The following is a 19,574-nucleotide window of genomic DNA, read 5'->3' on the forward strand; positions in this document are numbered from 1 at the left end:
TTATTTCCTGATATGATTTCCGGCAATACCGGGAGAATTATTCAATGGGCAGAGAGGTGGTGTACTTAATCTGTTCCATCGCAAAACTGGAGGTGACGTCTGACAGTCCTGGGACGCTATTGACCAGACGTTTATAGAAGTCGTCATACCGCTTCATGTCGGCCACCTGAACTCGCATCAGATAGTCGTATTCCCCCGCCATTCGCCAGAAGCCAAGCACTTCCGGCATCTCAGAGACGACGGTCACGAACCGACAGTACCATTCACTGCTGTGGTGCTGCGTTTTTATCAACACAAAAGCGGTTAATCCCAGACCCAGTTTTTCCGGGTCCAGCAGCGCGACCCTGCCAAGCAGGATACCGTCATCTTCCAGGCGTTTAAGCCGCTTCCAGCAAGGCGTTGTCGTCAGATTAACGGCATCCGCCAGCGCCTGCAAAGAGAGGGTACAATCCTGCTGCAATAAGCAAAGCAGCTTACGGTCAATTTTATCTAACATACCCACTCCATAGAGAATATTTTTCTCCTTACATTGTAATTTAAAGGTCAAATAGCAACAATTTTTTCCGTACTTTTCGCTACTCTTGGCACAAAATGATAAATGGATATTAATGATGAGTAGCAATTGGGTTAAAAATGCCATTAATGAAATTAACGCTGACCACCAGCGCTCGGCGGATACGCATCTTATTCGTTTGCCCCTGTCGGCATTTCCAGGTATCCAGCTTTACCTGAAAGATGAAAGCACGCATCCCACCGGTAGCCTCAAGCATCGCCTGGCGCGCTCGCTGTTCCTTTATGGGCTGTGCAATGGCTGGATTAAAGAAGGCACTCCGATTATTGAAGCGTCATCAGGCTCAACGGCGATTTCCGAAGCCTGGTTCGCGCGTTTACTGGGACTGCCGTTCATCGCCGTCATGCCCGCCTGTACCGCAAAACGTAAAATCGAACAGATTCAATTTTACGGCGGCCACTGTCATTTTGTGGAGAGCGCCTGCGAAATTTATGCCGCCTCCGAGCGGCTGGCGCATGAACTGAACGGTCACTATATGGACCAGTTTACCTACGCAGAACGAGCTACCGACTGGCGGGGCAACAATAATATTGCCGACAGTATTTTCCGCCAGATGCGCAACGAACCCCATCCGGTACCGCGATTTATCGTCATGAGCGCCGGAACAGGCGGAACCTCTGCGACGATTGGGCGCTATATTCGCTGCCAGGGCTATGATACTCAGCTCATGGTGGTGGATCCGGAAAATTCCGTCTTTTTACCTTACTGGCAGGATCGCGACGCTTCATTACGCAGCCCGGTGGGCAGTAAAATTGAAGGAATTGGTCGTCCGCGAGTAGAGCCTTCTTTTATTCCGGATGTCGTGGATGAGATGCTGCGCGTGCCGGACGCCGCCAGCGTTGCCACCGCACACTGGCTGGAAACGCAGCTAGGCCGTAAAGTCGGCGCCTCTACCGGCACGAATATGTGGGGAGCGCTGCAGCTTGCGGCCCGGATGCGCGAGGCTGGAGAAACCGGCGCTATCGTGACGTTATTGTGCGATAGCGGCGATCGCTATCTGGATACCTATTACCATCCGGCCTGGGTTAGCGACCATATCGGCGATTTGACGCCGTGGTCAGCGGCCATCGCAAAATTACTTACCGGCGACTAGAAACCAAAAAAAAGCCAGACTGAATGTCTGGCTTGCTGGAAGAGATCTCTCATTCGGGGGAATAAGGTAGATGCGGATTGTCCAGCCAATGCGTCAAAAAGTGTGATACCGCTTGATTACCACAATGTCCGATAACCGAAAGGTGTGGCAGCGCGGCGATAAGCTGCGGCATGGCATTGCCCATAATGAGCCCCCGCCCGACGCTGCCCAGCATTTCCCGATCGTTCATCGCGTCGCCAAACGCCATGCAATCTGCCAGTGAAAGCCCTAAATGGTTGCTCAATACCGCCAGCGCCGATCCTTTATTGCACCCCAGCGGTAGCACTTCCAGGCAGTCGACGGCAGAGAAACAGAGGTGCGCGCGTTCTTCCAGCGCCTCATTGAGCTGAATGCGCAAACGGATCAGATCGTCATGATCGCCGCAAAAACAGATCTTCGTCACCTGATGGGCCGGAATACTTTTTATATCGATAACCTGATAACGAAAGCCGCTGTAGACGTGCGCCTGGAGTAGCGCGGGGATCTCCTGGCCTGTAAACCAGCCGTTGTCATTAAACACATGCATACTGGCTCGGGTATCCCAGGCATGGTGCATCACCGTATCGGCAACCTGAGGATCGAGATCCTGACGATGCAGCACGTCGCCTTCCAGCGAGTGAATTCGCGTCCCGTTACCGGTAATAAGATAAGCATCCAGTGAAAGCGTCCCCAGAATATGCCGCATCTCCAGCACATGACGACCCGTAGCGAATGTCAGGGTGATATCGCGTTCGCGCAGACGCGACAGCGTGGCGATCGTTTCTCTACCCAAATGGTGATCGGGCATTAATAACGTGCCATCCATATCAAATGCTGCCAGACGGGCCATCTCTTTCTCCACACTGTGACGCGGTTAACTTGTTGTTCAGTATTACCTGAGATATACGGAAGTAATAGTGAACAGATAAAAGGAAGTGTTCCGGGTTTCTATGAGGCTACTGAATCGGCTTAATCAATATCAACGCCTCTGGCAGCCTTCCGCCGGGGAAACGCAACATGTCACCGTTAGCGAACTGGCCGAACGCTGTTTTTGTAGCGAGCGCCATCTGCGAACGCTGCTGCGTCAGGCCCAGCAGGCGGGTTGGCTAAGATGGGAGGCGCAGTCCGGGCGCGGGAAACGTGGACGGCTCCAGTTTCTGGTCACGCCGGAATCGCTCCGCACCGCCATGATGGAACAGGCGCTGGAAAAAGGGCAGCAGCTCAACGTACTGGAACTGGCGCAGCTGGCGCCGGGCGAGTTACGGGCGATGCTCCAGCCTTTTATGGGCGGTCAATGGCAAAACGATACGCCGACATTGCGTATTCCCTACTATCGTCCGCTTGATCCGCTGCAGCCGGGTTTCCTGCCAGGACGCGCGGAACAGCATCTCGCAGGGCAAGTTTTTTCCGGGTTAACGCGCTTCGACCACGATAGCCAATATCCTTGCGGGGATTTGGCGCATCACTGGAAGGTTTCCGCCGACGGTTTACGCTGGGATTTTTATATTCGCTCCACGCTGCACTGGCATAATGGCGATGCGGTGGATACCGCGCAGCTACACGAACGTCTGGAAAGGCTGCTTACCCTACCGGCGCTAAGCAAATTGTTTATTAGCGTCGCACGGATCGAAGTAACGCATCCTCAGTGCCTGACATTTCTCCTTCACCGACCTGATTACTGGCTGGCGCATCGTCTGGCGAGCTATTGTAGCGGTCTGGCGCATCCTGACCTGCCGCTTATCGGCACTGGTCCTTTTCGCCTGGCGTTGTTCACACCGGAACTGGTGCGTCTGGAAAGTCATGACCATTATCACCTCAGCCATCCGCTGCTGAAAGCGATTGAATTCTGGATCACCCCGCAACTGTTTGCCCAGGATCTGGGCACCAGTTGCCGCCATCCGGTGCAGATTGCCATCGGCAAACCGGAAGAGCTGGCGACGCTGAGTCAGGTAAGTAGTGGTATCAGTCTTGGCTTTTGTTATTTAACCCTCAAAAAGGGCTCACGGCTCAACGTACAGCAGGCGCGGCGTCTGATATATATTATCCATCATACTTCGCTGCTGAAAACCTTGCCGGTAGATGAGAACTTGATTATGCCAAGTCAGGAGCTGCTACCCGGCTGGACAATCCCGCAATGGCAGGACGTTGATGAAACGCCATTGCCGAAAAAACTTACCCTGGCGTACCACCTTCCCGTAGAGCTGCATACGATGGCGGAACAGCTTCGACATTACCTGGCGACGCTCGGCTGTGAGTTAACGTTGATTTTTCATAATGCCAAAAACTGGGATAACTGCCCTGCGTTGGCGCAAGCGGATCTGATGATGGGCGACAGGCTGATCGGCGAAGCGCCGGAATATACGCTGGAGCAGTGGCTACGTTGCGATCAGATCTGGCCGCATGTCCTGGACGCGCCTGCGTTTTCCCATCTGCAGGCTACGCTTGACGCTCTGCAAATTCAGCCCAATGAAAAAGATCGCCGCGCCGCGCTACAACAAGTTTTTGCCAACCTGATGGATGACGCCACACTTACGCCGCTGTTTAATTATCACTATCGCATCAGCGCCCCACCGGGCGTTAACGGCGTTCGACTCACCCCTCGCGGCTGGTTTGAATTTAGCGAAGCCTGGCTTCCGCCGCCTTCGCCGTGAAGAAGCTGGTCGGGATTATCCGTACGCGTTACCATATTGGCTTTCGTCATTGATCAGGATAACTATGAAACGCGCCGTTGTTGTATTTAGTGGAGGTCAGGACTCCACCACTTGTCTGGCGCAAGCGCGGCATCAGTATGATGAAGTGCATTGTGTCACGTTTGATTATGGTCAGCGTCACCGCGCAGAGATTGATGTCGCGCGCGCACTGGCGTTAAAACTTGGCGCACGCGCGCATAAAGTGCTGGATGTCACTTTGCTGAACGAACTGGCGGTCAGCAGCCTGACGCGGGATAGCATTCCGGTGCCGGACTATGAACCGAACGCTGACGGTATCCCCAATACTTTCGTACCGGGACGCAATATTCTCTTTCTGACGCTGGCGGCGATTTACGCTTATCAGGTCAAAGCCGAAGCGGTGATCACTGGCGTTTGCGAGACCGATTTTTCCGGCTATCCAGACTGTCGCGATGAGTTCGTCAAAGCGCTGAATCACGCGGTGAATCTGGGCATGGCCAAAGATATCCGTTTCGAAACGCCCTTAATGTGGATTGATAAAGCTGAAACCTGGGCGCTGGCCGATTATTGGGGCCAACTGGATTTGGTTCGCGAAGAGACGCTGACCTGCTATAACGGCATTAAAGGCGATGGCTGTGGTCATTGCGCGGCCTGTAATCTGCGCGCTAACGGCCTGAATCATTATCTGTCGAATAAAGCGGCGGTGATGGCGGCGATGAAGCAAAAAACCGGGTTAAGGTGATTGTTTTGCCGGATGGCGGCGCACGCGCCTTATCCGGCCTGGCGATATGCACCATGGTCAATATCGCCAGGCCGGACAAGTTCAACGCCATCAGACAGCGAGGCGTTATTGCACCATCTGTTCCAGCTTTTCACGCAATTCGCCTTCCAGCGGCAGCGCTTTTTGCGTTTTTAAATCAATACAAACAAACGTGATGAGCGCATCGGCCACCACCTGCCCTTCTGGCTCCAGCGTAATCGTCTGGCTTAATACGCCGCTTTTACCGTTAAGCTGTTGTACCTGGCTGGTCACGGTCAGTAGATCGCTCAATACCGCCGGACGACGGTAATTTATATTGATGTTTACCACCACAAAGGCAATATTGCGGGCCGTCATCCACTGAAAGCTGTCGCTGTTTTCCAGCCCATCCCAACGGGCCTCTTCCAGAAACTCCAGATAGCGGGCATTATTAACATGTTGATAAACATCAAGATGATATCCACGAACTTTGATTTGTGTTTGCATAGCGCAATAACCTTACGTTGTTGTTATAAGTAAACGACAAGTACAGAGGTCATAACTGGTATGACCTCTACAGTCTGGCAAATTTTGGCCACTGTGCAAGTGATTACAATGTTAAAACTGCCAGATTACGCTCCACCAGCGCGCTTCCCATTCCCGGCACCTGCTTTAAATCATCCACCGTTTTAAAAGGACCATACTCCTCCCGATAGCTCACAATAGCCTGCGCTTTTTTCAGCCCAACGCCGTTCATCACCCGCGCCAGATCCTCCGCAGACGCGGTATTAATGCTCACCCTGGTACCTTCATCATCGCTGGCTTTAGCAGGTAATGCCGCTTTGGCGGAGGATGAAGAAGGCGTATCCGCTTTTGTTTCCACCGCTGCATTTTTTGCGACAGGCGTCGCCGCCAGCGCGCTATGGGCCATGCCCGCGCAGGTTAAAGAAAGCGTAATAAGCAGTGCTTTAATTCCGTGTTTCATACTGTTTTCTCCTTGTTTGTTAACAGTGCAGCCACGATAGCGGGGCGGAGAAAAACGAACAAACGGCAATTCTCAGAAATGGAAAAGGCCGCGAAAGCGGCCTTTGTGGGATACAACGTTTTGCAATTTTTTGCGAAGCGCCTCGACGATTACTGCTGTTCCAGAGCGTCGCCGATTTTGATTTTCGCCTCTTTACGCAGATTGCTCATCAGCGCCTCAAAGACAATTTGCGCATTGTTCTGCGTGATGCCCTGCACCATCGCTTTTTTCTGCGCTTCCGGCATGGCGCCCGCTTTCACCTCGTCAAACGCCAGCAGAACGACGTTACCCTGCATATCGTTCGCCACGCCATAAACTGGCTTATCTTTCGTCGGAAGGCTTAACGCAAAGGCCGCCTGACTCACCGGATCCTGACTGGTACGACTTAACGTTTTAGGCTCGCCAAAACTCAGACCCGCCGCTTTCATCGCTTCCGCGCCTTTGCCCGCTTTCAGCTCGACCAGCAGTTTTTCCGCATCCAGCTTCGCCTGTTGTTCCGCTTTGTTATGCTTCACCAGGGCAGTGACCTGTTCTTTCACTTCTGCCAACGGCTTCACGGCTTCAGGTTTATGTTCGCTCACGCGCACAACAAAAGCCCGGTCGCCATCTACGGTGATAATGTCTGAATTCGGCCCCGGCGTACCGTTTTCGCCTACCAGACCGCCATTAAAGATAGCATCGGCTACCGGTTTGAAGTTCAGCTCTTCCGGTAAGGTGTCACGGCTAAACCAGCCGGTTTCAACCGCTTTTACGCCAGCGACCTGTTCAGCGCCTGCTAACGACTCATTGTCGTTGCTTGCCGCATCGCTCACCTTCTGCTGCAACGCATAGTAAGCATCCAGCGCTTTTTCTTGTTTCACTTTCGCGGCAATGTCATCGCGAACCTCGCTTAACGGTTTCACTTTGGCAGGCTGAATATCATCCAGACGCGCCACCAGAAAACCGACAGACGACTTAATCACGCCAGATATCTGTCCTTTTTCTTTTAATCCGGCGTTTTTCAGTTCCGGCACCGTGGCAGACTCTTCCAGCCAGCCCATATCGCCGCCATTACGCGCAGAGATGATATCGGTAGATTTCTCCTTCGCCAGCGTAGCGAAATCTTCGCCCTTGTTCAGCGCATCCAGTACCGCTTTCGCATCATCTTCCGTTTTGGTCTGAATAATGCTGTAACGAATGCGCTCCGGCTGAGTAAACTGATTTACATGCTGGTCATAATAGGCCTGAATATCCGCATCGCTGACCGGCGCCTGCATCGTCGCGGCATCCAGCTTGATATAGCTTACGCGGAACTGTTCCGGCGTCATAAAGCGGACTTTATTCTGATCGTAGTAGCTGGACACTTCCTGATCGGTCACCTGCTGCTTCGCCGCCAGCGCGTTGACATCAATAACGGCTTCACGCACCACGCGCTGTTGAGAGACTAATGCCGCCAGTTCGTCGGTTTCCCCTTTCAGCATAAAATCAGTACCGGCCACGCCGTTGATCAGTTGCTGAGTGGTAAGCTGGTTACGCAGCGCCTGAGCGTACTGATCGGCGGTCATTCCCATCTGATTCACAATCGCGTTATAGCGGTTGTTGTCAAACTTACCGTCCACCTGAAAAGCGGGAGTGGCGAAAATCGCCTGCTTGACCTGCTCATCGCTGATGCCCAGTTTCAGTTCGCGGGAATATTGATCCAACAGCGCTTCATCTATCAGACGATTCAGCACCTGCTGGCGCAGGCTTTTCATATAACCTTCGTTGGCCGCCAGTTCAGAATACCTGTCGCCCAACTGCTGCTGCATACGGTTACGTTCGTTATTAAACGCATTCTCAAACTGTGCCCGGCTGATTTCCTGGCCATTCACTTTTGCGGCGTAGTTATTGCTTCCGCCAATCAGGTAACCACTAACGCCGGTCAAAATGAACGACACGATAATGATAACGAAAATAATCTTGAGCACGAGACTGTTTGCAGCCGTGCGTAAGCTGTCCATCATGGTGTAACCACACTCCGCTGTAGGTGACTTTACACTTTATCTTTCAGGCGGCTTCTCTGCTGGCAACCGAGTGATTCGCTCAGTAGCCGCGTCGACGCAACCTGAATGATTTGCGTATAGAGACTTCACGCGCATCGCATTTTCTGAACGCGGCGCACAAAAGCCTATTGTGACAAGAAACGAGGGCAATTGTCAGCCCGCAACGCACAGAAAGTCCCGAATCGCCAATAAAAAAGGCACATCAGTTGATGCGCCCTTGTACTTTGTCACATCCCCCGAGGGGATCACGCTTAGTTTACCGCGTCTTTCAGCGCTTTACCTGCACGGAAACTCGGCACTTTGGCAGCGGCGATGGTGATCTCTTTACCTGTTTGCGGGTTGCGACCAGTACGGGCAGCACGCTCTTTAACAGCAAAAGTACCAAAGCCTACCAGTGCAACGTCATCCCCTTCTTTCAGAGATTCGGTAACAGAAGCAATAATCGCATCTAACGCACGTCCAGCCGCAGCCTTAGAGATATCAGCCCCTGCAGCAATTTTTTCGATCAGTTGAGATTTATTCACTCTTCTCTTCCTCTTTATAATTTATATCGCACCTGAATCCTTCGAAGTACGACCGCGCAGCAGTTATATCAGGCCTGCCACGCCCTTACAACACCCGTTAATGGTGGCAGACCCAATCAACCATCTAAATTAGCTATACAAAAAAAGGCTGGCAAGTCCGAAATAGCCTGCCAGCCCTGTTTTTATTAGCGCTATTTGCGCGAGGTCACTATTTTGCGGTTACAACCTGCATTCCAGACGGTTCGTTTTGCAGAGCAAGCGTCAGAACTTCCTCAATGCGCTTCACAGGATGAATATCCAGATCGGCAATCACGTTGTCCGGAATCTCCTCCAGGTCACGTTTATTTTCGAATGGAATTAAGACCGTTTTAATCCCGCCGCGATGCGCCGCCAACAATTTTTCTTTCAGGCCGCCGATCGGCAACACCTGACCACGCAGCGTGATCTCACCGGTCATTGCCACATCTGCGCGCACCGGATTACCGGTCAGGCAGGAAACCAGCGCGGTACACATCGCGATACCGGCACTTGGACCGTCTTTCGGCGTTGCGCCTTCCGGCACGTGAACGTGGATATCGCGTTTTTCGTAAAAGTCCGGATTAATACCCAGTTTTTCCGCGCGCGCGCGCACCACGGTCAGCGCCGCCTGAATAGATTCCTGCATCACTTCACCGAGCGAGCCGGTGTAGGTCAACTTGCCTTTGCCCGGTACGCAGGCGGTTTCGATGGTCAACAGATCGCCGCCCACTTCCGTCCACGCCAGGCCCGTCACCTGACCTACGCGGTTTTCGCTATCCGCGCGGCCATAATCAAAGCGCTGCACACCGAGGTAGTCGTGCAGATTATCGCCGTTAATTTCGATATGTTTTAACGACTTATCGAGCAACAGTTGTTTAACCGCTTTGCGGCACAGTTTGGAGATTTCACGCTCCAGACTACGCACGCCCGCTTCACGCGTGTAATAGCGAATAATACCGATAATCGCGCTATCGTCGACCGTCAGTTCGCCTTTCTTCAGCGCGTTACGCTCGATCTGCTTCGGCAGCAGGTGACGTTTAGCAATATTCAGCTTCTCGTCTTCGGTATAACCGGACAGACGGATCACTTCCATACGATCCAGCAGCGGCGCCGGAATGTTCATGGAGTTGGAAGTGGCGACAAACATCACATCGCTGAGATCGTAATCCACTTCCAGGTAATGATCGCTGAACGCCACGTTCTGCTCCGGATCCAGCACTTCCAGCAGTGCGGAAGCCGGATCGCCGCGCATGTCAGAAGACATTTTGTCGATCTCATCGAGCAGGAACAGTGGGTTTTTAACCCCCACTTTGGCCATTTTTTGGATCAGTTTACCCGGCATAGAGCCAATGTAAGTCCGGCGATGACCGCGGATTTCCGCTTCATCACGCACGCCGCCCAGCGCCATACGGATGTATTTACGCCCTGTTGCTTTAGCGATGGACTGGCCCAACGAGGTTTTACCTACCCCCGGCGGCCCCACCAGACACAGGATCGGCCCCTTGATTTTATTTACACGGCTTTGAACCGCGAGATACTCAAGGATGCGGTCTTTCACGCGCTCCAGACCATAATGGTCAGTATCGAGGATTTCCTGCGCCTGACGCAGGTCTTTTTTGACCTTGCTACGCGCATTCCACGGCACCTGCACCATCCAGTCGATGTAGCCGCGCACCACGGTCGCTTCCGCCGACATCGGAGACATCATTTTCAGCTTCTGCAGTTCCGCTTCCGCTTTCTCTTTCGCCTCTTTCGGCATTTTCGCCGCGTCGATCTTACGCTTCAGCGCTTCGTTTTCGTCCGGCGCGTCGTCCATCTCGCCAAGCTCTTTCTGAATCGCTTTCATTTGCTCGTTCAGATAGTACTCGCGCTGGGATTTCTCCATCTGCTTTTTCACGCGGTTGCGAATGCGTTTCTCAACCTGCAGCAGATCAATTTCAGATTCCATCATCGCCATCAGATACTCCAGACGTTCGTTAACGTCGGACATCTCCAGTACGGACTGTTTATCCGCCAGTTTCAGCGGCATATGCGCGGCGATGGTGTCAGCCAGACGTGCAGGGTCGTCAATGCTATTGAGTGACGTCAGCACTTCCGGCGGAATTTTTTTGTTCAGCTTGATGTAGCCTTCGAACTGGCTGATAGCGGTACGCACCAGCACTTCTTGTTCTCGCTCATCAATGGCTGGCGAATCAAGGTACTCCGCCTTCGCGGAGAAATGTTCGCCGTTGTCAGACAGCGCGGAAATACGCGCGCGCTGTAACCCCTCGACCAGCACTTTTACGGTGCCGTCAGGCAGTTTCAACATCTGCAAAATAGAGGCCACGGTCCCGACGGTGAAAAGATCGTTTACACCCGGCTCATCCGTTGATGCTTCCTTCTGGGCGACCAGCATGATTTTTTTATCATGGTCCATAGCCGCTTCCAGACAACGGATAGATTTTTCCCGCCCTACAAATAAGGGTATGACCATGTGCGGATAAACCACCACATCGCGCAACGGCAATACGGGGATTTCAATGCGTTCAGAACGCTCAGGATTCATAGAGCTCTCTCTTAGTTTAGTGTCCGCCAGGTAATCAGATAGTATAGCTGTGCTCCATACCACCTATAACATGTACGTCAGTATATGGGGATGTTTCCCACACATTCAACGGCGTGTTTACAGGAAAAACGAAAGGGGAGATAAAATCCCCCCTTTTTTGGCTAACTGATTGTATGAATGTTTAATTATTCGCCAGAAGCCTGCGCTTCCGGTTTGCCGTAAATCAGCAACGGCTTACTCTGACCGGCAATTACGGACTCGTCGATCACCACTTTTTCGACGTCTTCCATAGATGGCAAATCGTACATGGTATCCAGCAGCGCCGCTTCGACGATAGAACGCAGACCACGGGCACCGGTTTTACGCGCCATTGCTTTCCTGGCGATAGCGTCCAGCGCTTCGTCACGGAATTCCAGATCGACGCCTTCCAGGTTAAACAGCGCCTGATACTGCTTGGTCAGCGCATTTTTCGGCTCTTTCAGGATTTGAATCAGCGCTTCTTCGCTGAGTTCGTTCAGCGTCGCTACCACTGGCAGACGACCGATAAACTCAGGAATCAGACCAAATTTGATCAAATCTTCCGGTTCAACCTGCGACAACAGCTCGCCTTCGCTGGCTTTGTCGGACTTCGCTTTCACCGTCGCGCCAAAACCAATGCCGGAGCCGGTTTCAACACGGTTAGCGATCACTTTATCCAGACCGGCAAACGCGCCGCCGCAGATAAACAGAATCTTAGAGGTATCTACCTGTAAGAACTCCTGCTGCGGATGTTTGCGACCGCCCTGCGGTGGAACCGCGGCGACAGTGCCTTCGATCAGTTTCAGCAACGCCTGCTGTACGCCTTCGCCGGAAACATCGCGGGTAATGGACGGATTGTCTGATTTACGCGAAATCTTATCGATTTCATCAATGTAGACAATCCCACGCTGCGCTTTTTGCACGTCGTAGTCGCATTTCTGCAACAGTTTCTGAATGATATTCTCGACGTCTTCCCCCACGTAACCCGCTTCGGTCAGCGTGGTCGCATCCGCCATAGTGAACGGCACATCCAGCAAGCGCGCCAGCGTTTCCGCCAGCAGCGTTTTACCGGAACCGGTCGGTCCAATCAGCAGAATGTTGCTTTTGCCTAACTCGACGCCATTGCTGGTATCGCCGTTACGCAGACGCTTGTAGTGGTTATAGACCGCCACCGCCAGCACTTTTTTCGCCTGCTCCTGGCCGATAACGTAATCGTCCAGGTGGGTACGAATTTCATGCGGCGTCGGCAGCGCACTACGTTCACGGTGCGGAGCAACTTCTTTAATTTCTTCGCGAATAATGTCGTTACATAAATCGACGCATTCGTCGCAGATATACACGGATGGACCGGCAATCAGCTTGCGCACTTCATGCTGGCTTTTGCCGCAAAAAGAGCAGTACAACAATTTGCCCGAGCCATCTTTGCGTTTATCTGTCATGAGTCAAAACCTCTTCTTTGTTCTTTGTGCCGCACACGACGACGCAAATGCCATTCTCAGGCGCAAGCCGCTAATCAGCGTTGTGCCGCCCTTCATTAGTATATACACAAAATCATTCGAGCTACATCAAGGCGGCAACTCGGCGACTCCGCAGGCGCTTACATAAGTAAGTCACTGGGAGGCGCGCTAACAGCCAACACCGAGGTAGCGTGAAGGATGAAGTGTATAGCGGCACACTTGCGTCCAGGGCATCAATTACGATGGGTCAAAATTGAGTCAACCAAACCGTACTCTACCGCTTCAGGCGCGGAGAGGAAGCGATCGCGCTCAGTATCACGTTCAATCTGCTCAAGAGATTGACCCGTATGATGCGCCATAAGTTCATTCATGCGCCCTTTTACTTTCAAAATTTCGCGGGCGTGAATTTCAATATCCGTCGCCTGGCCCTGGTAGCCGCCCAGCGGCTGGTGGATCATGACGCGAGAGTTCGGCAAGCAGAAACGTTTGCCTTTCGCCCCGGCAGTCAGCAGAAACGCCCCCATAGAGGCCGCCTGTCCCATACAAATGGTGCTGACGTCTGGCTTAATAAACTGCATGGTGTCATAGATGGACATCCCCGCAGTAATTACGCCGCCAGGAGAATTAATGTACAGATAGATATCTTTTTCCGGGTTTTCCGCTTCCAGGAACAGCATCTGCGCCACGATCAGGTTAGCCATATGGTCTTCGACCTGGCCGGTCAGAAATATGACGCGTTCCTTAAGTAGACGAGAATAGATATCAAAAGAGCGCTCACCGCGTGAGGTCTGTTCAATGACCATCGGCACCAGCGCCATATGAGGGGCCAAATTATCTCGTTCTCCGCTGTATGACATTTCCGTCTCCTGGATAAAAATTGAAAAAATCTGCTGTACTGATTGTAACCTGATGGACGGATTATCAGCCAGTCCCTCTGTAATGGGTACGGCATCGCCATAATTCAAGCATAACAATCTTTTGCTCTAACGCTAACACTGAAACGCGGTTTTCGCACCCTTACCATGCAAAATGCGTGACAAAAAAAACCCGTCACTGAAAGGTGACGGGTTTTTGTGCAAATTTCGTGCTTTTAACGCGAAAAATTACGCCTGCTGGTTCATCAGCTCATTGAAGGAAGTGGCTTTTTCAGACACTTTCGCTTTTGCCAGAACCGCTTCAACAGCCTGTTCTTCCAGAGCGACGTTACGCATATTGTCCATCAGCTCTTTATTTTTGCTGTAGAACTCAATCACTTCTTTCGGATCTTCGTAAGCAGACGCCATCTCTTCGATCAGGCCTTTAACGCGTTCTTCGTCCGCTTTCAGCTCGTTGGTACGAATGACTTCGCCGAGCAGCAGACCGACAACTACACGACGCTTAGCCTGTTCTTCGAACAGTTCGCGCGGCAGCTCCAGAGCCTGTTTCTCGTTACCACCAAAACGCTGCGCAGCCTGACGACGCAGAACGTCGATTTCGCTGTCGATCAGCGCAGCCGGTACGTCGATGTCGTTAGCTTTTACCAGACCTTCGATCGCCTGAGACTTAACGCGGTTACGCACTGCGCCTTTCAGCTCGCGTTCCATGTTTTTACGTACTTCAGCGCGCAGACCGGCTACGGAACCATCTTCAACGCCGAAACGTTTGATGAATTCTTCGGTCAGTTCCGGCAGTTCGCGTTCTTCAACTTTCTTCAGGTTGATAACGAACTTAGCCGCTTTACCTTTCAGGTTTTCAGCGTGGTACTCTTCCGGGAAGGTCACATCGATAGTGAACTCTTCGCCAGCTTTGTGGCCTTTAACGCCGTCTTCAAAGCCCGGAATCATACGACCCTGGCCCATCGCCAGAACGAAATCGGTCGCTTTGCCGCCTTCGAACTCTTCGCCGTCTACAGAGCCGGTGAAGTCGATGGTCACGCGGTCTTCCGCATCAGCAGCGCCGTCTTTTTCTTTCCAGGTCGCCTGCTGCTTACGCAGGGTGTCCAGCATCACATCAACGTCAGCGTCGGTGACTTCAACAACCGGCTTTTCAACTTCGATGGACTCGAGGCCAGTCAGCTCAACTTCCGGATAGACTTCAAACTCGACGGAGTAAGTGAAGTCTTCACCCACTTTGTATTCGCCCGGAACATAGTTCGGCGCGCCTGCCGGGTTAATTTTTTCTTTGATGATCGCGTCAACGAAGTTGCGGCTCATCAGATCGCCCAGCACGTCCTGGCGAACAGAAGCGCCATAACGCTGAGCGACGATATTCATCGGTACTTTGCCTTTACGGAAGCCGTCAATACGTACTTTTTTCGCTACGTTGACCAGCTCGCTTTTTACAGCGGTCTCGATGCTGTCAGCAGCGATTGTAATCGTTACACGGCGGCCAAGGCCCTGAGTGGTTTCAACTGAAACTTGCATCTTGTTACCTCAAAAAATCACAGTGCTCGGTCAACTCTACTCCGCAAGCACGTGCTATTTGCTTCGCGGAACCGGGATGTTCTCATAATCAATCACATTCCCTGTCGTCAGAATCATCCCGAAGGCGTTCATATATAAGACGGCGCATTATAGCGGCATCACTTTTGTGAGTCGAGAACGGTGATTGTGCGATGCTGCGGCGGTTTTCACAATTCTCGGCTAATTTTTGTCTGAATACTGTACGACACGCTCAAAATTCAGACAAAACAAAACGGCCCGCAGGCCGTTTTCACATAATTCTGTAGCAACATACTGGAAAAGCGGAGGTAGTTGCAAATCCGTTTTGCTACGCGATGCTTCCCGCGCCGCGACAAGGAGGCGACGCGAAGATAGTATCCTGCAACCCTTCCCACTCTTTGAGGGTATAAGTATGCAGTGCCAGCGCATGTACGGTTGTGGAGAGTTCCGCCGTTAACGTACCGTAAATCATCCGATGACGATTAAGAAAACGTTCGCCTGTAAAGCGATCGCTCACCAGCACGACCTTAAAATGGCTTTCCGATCCTGCAGGAACATTGTGACGATAGCTTTCATCCACAACTTCGAGAAACACGGGGTCGAACGCTGTCCTTAATTTTTCTTCTATTTGCTCACGTATCATCATGAAAATCTCCTCCGACAACGCTGTGATGTCACCCATCCCTTTAAATACTAGCCGCTTTTACCGTTTCCATTACAGCATGACAACAAAAATTTAGCTTTCGTCTGATTATTTCAGCCAAACGTATGAAGTTTACTGCCTTAATCATTCTTTTAGCGCTCAAAATCCCCGCTCGCGCCGTTATCAATACCAAATCGGACATTACGACGAATTTACCTGCGTTGACCACTTCCCCTCGCCGTTAGCGGTGTTATGATGGCGGGAATTTTTACCTATCACGTTTTAAGCGTCATTGAGAGCCTGAATATGTTAAAAAAACTTCTCTTTCCGTTAGTCGCTCTGTTTATGCTGGCAGGATGCGCCACACCGCCGACGACCATTGACGTCGCGCCGAAGATCACCTTGCCACAGCAGGACCCGAGCCTGATGGGCGTCACCGTTAGCATTACCGGCGCGGACCAACGCCAGGATCAAGCGTTAGCGAAAGTCACGCGTAACAACCAGCTGGTAACGTTAACCGCCTCCCGCGATTTACGCTTCCTGTTACAAGAAGTCCTGGAAAAACAGATGACGGCGCGGGGCTATATGATCGGGCCTAACGGCGCGGTTAATCTGCAGATTATTGTTAACCAACTGTATGCTGATGTTTCCCAGGGCAGCGTGCGCTACAACATCGCGACCAAAGCGGATATCGCGATTATTGCGACCGCGGCAAATGGCAGCAAGATGACCAAAAACTATCGCGCCAACTACTCTATTGAAGGGGCGTTCCAGGCCTCTAACCAGAATATTGCCGACGCGGTGAACAGCGTTCTGACCGATACCATTGCTGATATGTCTCAGGACACCAGTATTCACGATTTTATCAAGCAAAATGCCCGTTAATAGCAACAACAAGACCCGGCAAAAGCCGGGTCTGTAGATGCCTATGTCAAGTCAATATTTACGTATTTTCCAGCAACCGCGTTCAGCCATTCTGCTGATATTGGGTTTTGCCTCTGGCCTCCCGCTGGCGCTCACCTCCGGTACGCTACAGGCGTGGATGACCGTCGAGAATATCGATCTTAAAACGATTGGCTTCTTCTCGCTGGTTGGTCAGGCCTATGTGTTTAAGTTTCTCTGGTCCCCGCTGATGGACCGCTACACGCCGCCTTTTTTAGGTCGTCGTCGCGGTTGGTTACTCGCCACCCAACTGTTGTTACTGGCGGCGATTGCGGCGATGGGCTTTCTTGAACCCGGCACGCAGCTACGCTGGATGGCGGCGCTGGCGGTGGTGATTGCTTTTTGCTCCGCCTCGCAGGATATCGTGTTCGACGCCTGGAAAACCGATGTTTTACCCGCAGAAGAACGCGGCGCTGGCGCGGCAATCAGCGTGCTTGGCTACCGGTTGGGGATGCTGGTTTCCGGCGGACTGGCGCTATGGCTGGCCGATCGCTGGCTCGGCTGGCAGGGCATGTACTGGCTGATGGCGGCATTGCTGATCCCCTGCATTATCGCCACCTTACTGGCGCCGGAACCGACCGATACTATCCCGTCCCCGAAATCGCTGGAACAGGCCGTCGTCGCGCCGCTACGCGATTTCTTTGGCCGTAACAACGCCTGGCTGATTTTACTGCTCATTGTGCTTTATAAACTGGGTGACGCCTTCGCCATGAGCCTGACCACCACCTTTTTGATTCGCGGCGTCGGCTTTGACGCCGGTGAAGTTGGCGTGGTCAATAAAACGCTGGGCCTGTTGGCAACGATCGTCGGCGCGTTATACGGCGGCATATTAATGCAGCGTCTTTCGCTGTTTCGCGCGCTGCTGATTTTCGGCATTTTGCAAGGCGCGTCCAACGCCGGTTACTGGTTGCTCTCCATTACCGATAAAAACATGTTCAGCATGGGCGCGGCGGTCTTTTTCGAAAATCTGTGCGGCGGGATGGGTACTGCCGCCTTTGTCGCCTTATTAATGACGCTATGTAATAAGTCGTTTTCCGCAACACAGTTTGCCCTACTGTCGGCCCTCTCCGCAGTAGGCCGGGTTTATGTTGGTCCCGTAGCGGGCTGGTTCGTTGAAGCGCACGGCTGGCCGACATTCTACCTCTTCTCGGTTGTCGCCGCCGTTCCCGGGCTGTTACTGTTGCTGGTCTGTCGGCAAACGCTGGAATATAGCTGGCAGAGCGAGCGTTTCATTCCCCGCACGCAATACCGTGGCGCCTACAATTTCGCGCTTTCAATCCTGCTCGCGGGCGTCGCTTTGCTGGTAGTCTGGGTACTCCTGCTGACCATGAACGCGGTGGATTACACTAACTTTTCATTCCTGCCCGAATTGCTTGAGACTGCGGTAGCGGTTGCCGTGTGCGGCATTGTCTTTGGCGGGTTGCTGGACTACCTGGCGCTACGAAAAACACGCCTGCTCTAAAACATTATTTGCCGTTGTAATAACGACCCGGAATTATAACGGCTAAATAACCATCAATTGATAAAAAATATATTTGTCTTTTTGTGCGCAACAGAATTTTGGAAATTATTGGTAATTTCTACGTTACCTATTTTCTTTACACGATTCAGCCGATTAAATTTAAATTTCTGCCGTTGATTGTCCTTTTATTGATAATAAATTGTTAAGTAATTGTTTTATTTTTACATTGGTTATACCAATTATCCCTCAACATCCCACTTACAGACCTCATCCGTTATAACGCAAAGTTTCAACAGTGTCTTAAAGTTATTTCGACATACTTGGCAACATATGTGACATGCGCGGCAGAACTTGGTAACACAGAACCAATCATGTTTACAGTAATGTAACCTTACCGTAAAATGCCCCTACACTTTAAACGCCACCAGGTCCCGTGGAATTGAGGTCGTTAAATGAGACTCAGGAAATACAATAAAAGTTTGGGATGGTTGTCATTAATTGCAGGCACTGCATTACTCAGTGGCTGTAATTCTGCGCTGCTGGATCCCAAAGGACAGATTGGACTGGAGCAACGTTCGCTGATACTGACGGCATTTGGCCTGATGTTGATCGTCGTTATTCCCGCCATCTTGATGGCTGTTGGTTTTGCCTGGAAGTATCGTGCGAGTAATAAGGATGCGAAGTATAGCCCGAACTGGTCACACTCCAATAAAGTGGAAGCCGTGGTCTGGACGGTGCCTATCTTAATCATCATTTTCCTTGCCGTACTGACCTGGAAAACCACGCACGCGCTTGAACCAAGCAAGCCGCTGGCGCATGACGAAAAACCGATCACCATCGAAGTGGTTTCCATGGACTGGAAATGGTTCTTCATCTATCCGGAGCAGGGTATCGCCACCGTCAACGAGATCGCCTTCCCGGCGAACACGCCGGTTTATTTCAAAGTGACCTCCAACTCCGTGATGAACTCCTTCTTTATCCCGCGTCTGGGTAGCCAGATTTATGCCATGGCCGGTATGCAAACACGTTTGCATCTGATCGCCAACGAACCCGGAACCTACGATGGCATCTCCGCCAGCTATAGCGGCCCGGGCTTCTCTGGTATGAAGTTTAAAGCTATCGCCACCAAAGACCGCGCAGAATTCGACCAATGGGTCGCAAAAGCGAAGCAGTCTCCGAACACCATGAATGATATGGCGGCGTTCGAGAAAGTGGCTATGCCAAGCGAGTACAACAAGGTGGAATATTTCTCCAGCGTGAAACCAGATTTGTTCAAGGACGTTATTAACAAATTCATGGACCACGGTAAGAGCATGGACATGACCCAACCTGAAGGTGAGCACAGCTCGCATGAAGGAATGGAAGGTATGGACATGAGCCACGCGGAATCCGCCAACTCCAAGGGTTGAG

Annotated in this window: 17 protein-coding genes; 6 read left to right on the forward strand and 11 right to left on the reverse strand. The window is 51.9% G+C overall.

All coding sequences use genetic code 11. The features are described 5' to 3' along the window. Positions 1-37: 37 nt before the first annotated feature. Positions 38-496: a DNA-binding transcriptional regulator DecR gene (decR, locus tag EOS98_RS16805; protein WP_000884593.1), complete on the reverse strand. Its 459-nt coding sequence runs from the start codon at positions 494-496 to the stop codon at positions 38-40. 112 nt (positions 497-608) lie between these two features. Here decR and cdsH point away from each other — a divergent pair, with 112 nt between their 5' ends. Beyond that, a complete protein-coding gene (gene cdsH, locus EOS98_RS16810) occupies positions 609-1,664 on the forward strand; it encodes a cysteine desulfhydrase (protein ID WP_000987849.1) in 1,056 nt (351 codons plus the stop codon). A 49-nt stretch (positions 1,665-1,713) separates the two neighbouring features. Here the strand turns inward: cdsH and cof are convergent, their stop codons facing one another. Further along, positions 1,714-2,532, reverse strand: coding sequence for an HMP-PP phosphatase (cof, locus tag EOS98_RS16815; RefSeq protein WP_000113040.1), 819 nt, complete (start codon positions 2,530-2,532; stop codon positions 1,714-1,716). 100 nt (positions 2,533-2,632) lie between these two features. Between cof and EOS98_RS16820 the strand changes: the two genes are divergently transcribed. Beyond that, positions 2,633-4,333 (forward strand): SgrR family transcriptional regulator, encoded by a 1,701-nt coding sequence (locus tag EOS98_RS16820; RefSeq protein ID WP_126524226.1) that lies wholly within the window; start codon positions 2,633-2,635, stop codon positions 4,331-4,333. A gap of 64 nt (positions 4,334-4,397) precedes the next feature. Next, positions 4,398-5,093, forward strand: coding sequence for a 7-cyano-7-deazaguanine synthase QueC (gene queC, locus EOS98_RS16825; protein ID WP_000817201.1), 696 nt, complete (start codon positions 4,398-4,400; stop codon positions 5,091-5,093). Between the two features lie 105 nt (positions 5,094-5,198). Here the strand turns inward: queC and fadM are convergent, their stop codons facing one another. From fadM to bolA, 9 genes are all read right to left on the reverse strand, one after another. After that, positions 5,199-5,597: a long-chain acyl-CoA thioesterase FadM gene (gene fadM, locus EOS98_RS16830; protein ID WP_001194543.1), complete on the reverse strand. Its 399-nt coding sequence runs from the start codon at positions 5,595-5,597 to the stop codon at positions 5,199-5,201. A 103-nt stretch (positions 5,598-5,700) separates the two neighbouring features. Further along, the gene (locus EOS98_RS16835) at positions 5,701-6,075 is read right to left on the reverse strand and encodes a helix-hairpin-helix domain-containing protein (RefSeq protein ID WP_000680322.1); all 375 of its coding nucleotides are present in this window, start codon (positions 6,073-6,075) and stop codon (positions 5,701-5,703) included. 149 nt (positions 6,076-6,224) lie between these two features. Further along, a complete protein-coding gene (gene ppiD, locus EOS98_RS16840) occupies positions 6,225-8,096 on the reverse strand; it encodes a peptidylprolyl isomerase (protein WP_126524227.1) in 1,872 nt (623 codons plus the stop codon). A 290-nt stretch (positions 8,097-8,386) separates the two neighbouring features. Continuing rightward, a complete protein-coding gene (gene hupB, locus EOS98_RS16845) occupies positions 8,387-8,659 on the reverse strand; it encodes a nucleoid-associated protein HU-beta (protein WP_001043544.1) in 273 nt (90 codons plus the stop codon). A 208-nt stretch (positions 8,660-8,867) separates the two neighbouring features. Beyond that, on the reverse strand, positions 8,868-11,222 hold the full coding sequence (lon, locus tag EOS98_RS16850; protein ID WP_001067723.1) for an endopeptidase La: 2,355 nt from the start codon (positions 11,220-11,222) through the stop codon (positions 8,868-8,870). A 185-nt stretch (positions 11,223-11,407) separates the two neighbouring features. Next, on the reverse strand, positions 11,408-12,679 hold the full coding sequence (clpX, locus tag EOS98_RS16855; RefSeq protein WP_000130314.1) for an ATP-dependent protease ATP-binding subunit ClpX: 1,272 nt from the start codon (positions 12,677-12,679) through the stop codon (positions 11,408-11,410). A 251-nt stretch (positions 12,680-12,930) separates the two neighbouring features. Beyond that, positions 12,931-13,554, reverse strand: a complete 624-nt coding sequence (gene clpP, locus EOS98_RS16860; RefSeq protein ID WP_000122257.1) for an ATP-dependent Clp endopeptidase proteolytic subunit ClpP — start codon at positions 13,552-13,554, stop codon at positions 12,931-12,933. Between the two features lie 246 nt (positions 13,555-13,800). Continuing rightward, on the reverse strand, positions 13,801-15,099 hold the full coding sequence (tig, locus tag EOS98_RS16865; RefSeq protein ID WP_001198403.1) for a trigger factor: 1,299 nt from the start codon (positions 15,097-15,099) through the stop codon (positions 13,801-13,803). A gap of 346 nt (positions 15,100-15,445) precedes the next feature. After that, a complete protein-coding gene (bolA, locus tag EOS98_RS16875; RefSeq protein WP_000973433.1) occupies positions 15,446-15,763 on the reverse strand; it encodes a transcriptional regulator BolA in 318 nt (105 codons plus the stop codon). Between the two features lie 303 nt (positions 15,764-16,066). On the opposite strand from bolA, the gene EOS98_RS16880 reads away from it, so the two are divergent. The 3 genes from EOS98_RS16880 to cyoA all read left to right on the forward strand — a co-directional run bounded on the left by EOS98_RS16880 (position 16,067) and on the right by cyoA (position 19,573). Then, positions 16,067-16,645, forward strand: coding sequence for a lipoprotein (locus tag EOS98_RS16880; protein WP_001537832.1), 579 nt, complete (start codon positions 16,067-16,069; stop codon positions 16,643-16,645). Positions 16,646-16,688: 43 nt separating this feature from the next. Further along, complete coding sequence (ampG, locus tag EOS98_RS16885) at positions 16,689-18,164, forward strand: muropeptide MFS transporter AmpG (RefSeq protein ID WP_109267139.1); 1,476 nt, start codon at positions 16,689-16,691, stop codon at positions 18,162-18,164. 452 nt (positions 18,165-18,616) lie between these two features. Further along, on the forward strand, positions 18,617-19,573 hold the full coding sequence (cyoA, locus tag EOS98_RS16890; RefSeq protein WP_001239448.1) for a cytochrome o ubiquinol oxidase subunit II: 957 nt from the start codon (positions 18,617-18,619) through the stop codon (positions 19,571-19,573). Position 19,574: the final 1 nt, after the last annotated feature.

Origin of the sequence: Salmonella sp. SSDFZ69, assembly GCF_004010755.1 — a bacterium.
In the GTDB taxonomy this organism is placed as follows: Bacteria; Pseudomonadota; Gammaproteobacteria; order Enterobacterales; family Enterobacteriaceae; genus Salmonella; species Salmonella enterica.

What these genes read in the sequence shown, in the direction of transcription:
- cyoA (WP_001239448.1), top strand. Translation starts at nt 18,617, where the DNA reads ATGAGACTCAGGAAATACAATAAAAGTTTGGGATGGTTGTCATTAATT.
- ampG (WP_109267139.1), top strand. Translation starts at nt 16,689, where the DNA reads ATGTCAAGTCAATATTTACGTATTTTCCAGCAACCGCGTTCAGCCATT.
- tig (WP_001198403.1), bottom strand. Translation starts at nt 15,099, where the DNA reads ATGCAAGTTTCAGTTGAAACCACTCAGGGCCTTGGCCGCCGTGTAACG.
- decR (WP_000884593.1), bottom strand. Translation starts at nt 496, where the DNA reads ATGTTAGATAAAATTGACCGTAAGCTGCTTTGCTTATTGCAGCAGGAT.
- lon (WP_001067723.1), bottom strand. Translation starts at nt 11,222, where the DNA reads ATGAATCCTGAGCGTTCTGAACGCATTGAAATCCCCGTATTGCCGTTG.
- queC (WP_000817201.1), top strand. Translation starts at nt 4,398, where the DNA reads ATGAAACGCGCCGTTGTTGTATTTAGTGGAGGTCAGGACTCCACCACT.
- EOS98_RS16835 (WP_000680322.1), bottom strand. Translation starts at nt 6,075, where the DNA reads ATGAAACACGGAATTAAAGCACTGCTTATTACGCTTTCTTTAACCTGC.
- EOS98_RS16880 (WP_001537832.1), top strand. Translation starts at nt 16,067, where the DNA reads ATGTTAAAAAAACTTCTCTTTCCGTTAGTCGCTCTGTTTATGCTGGCA.
- cof (WP_000113040.1), bottom strand. Translation starts at nt 2,532, where the DNA reads ATGGCCCGTCTGGCAGCATTTGATATGGATGGCACGTTATTAATGCCC.
- ppiD (WP_126524227.1), bottom strand. Translation starts at nt 8,096, where the DNA reads ATGATGGACAGCTTACGCACGGCTGCAAACAGTCTCGTGCTCAAGATT.
- clpP (WP_000122257.1), bottom strand. Translation starts at nt 13,554, where the DNA reads ATGTCATACAGCGGAGAACGAGATAATTTGGCCCCTCATATGGCGCTG.
- EOS98_RS16820 (WP_126524226.1), top strand. Translation starts at nt 2,633, where the DNA reads ATGAGGCTACTGAATCGGCTTAATCAATATCAACGCCTCTGGCAGCCT.
- fadM (WP_001194543.1), bottom strand. Translation starts at nt 5,597, where the DNA reads ATGCAAACACAAATCAAAGTTCGTGGATATCATCTTGATGTTTATCAA.
- bolA (WP_000973433.1), bottom strand. Translation starts at nt 15,763, where the DNA reads ATGATGATACGTGAGCAAATAGAAGAAAAATTAAGGACAGCGTTCGAC.
- cdsH (WP_000987849.1), top strand. Translation starts at nt 609, where the DNA reads ATGATGAGTAGCAATTGGGTTAAAAATGCCATTAATGAAATTAACGCT.
- clpX (WP_000130314.1), bottom strand. Translation starts at nt 12,679, where the DNA reads ATGACAGATAAACGCAAAGATGGCTCGGGCAAATTGTTGTACTGCTCT.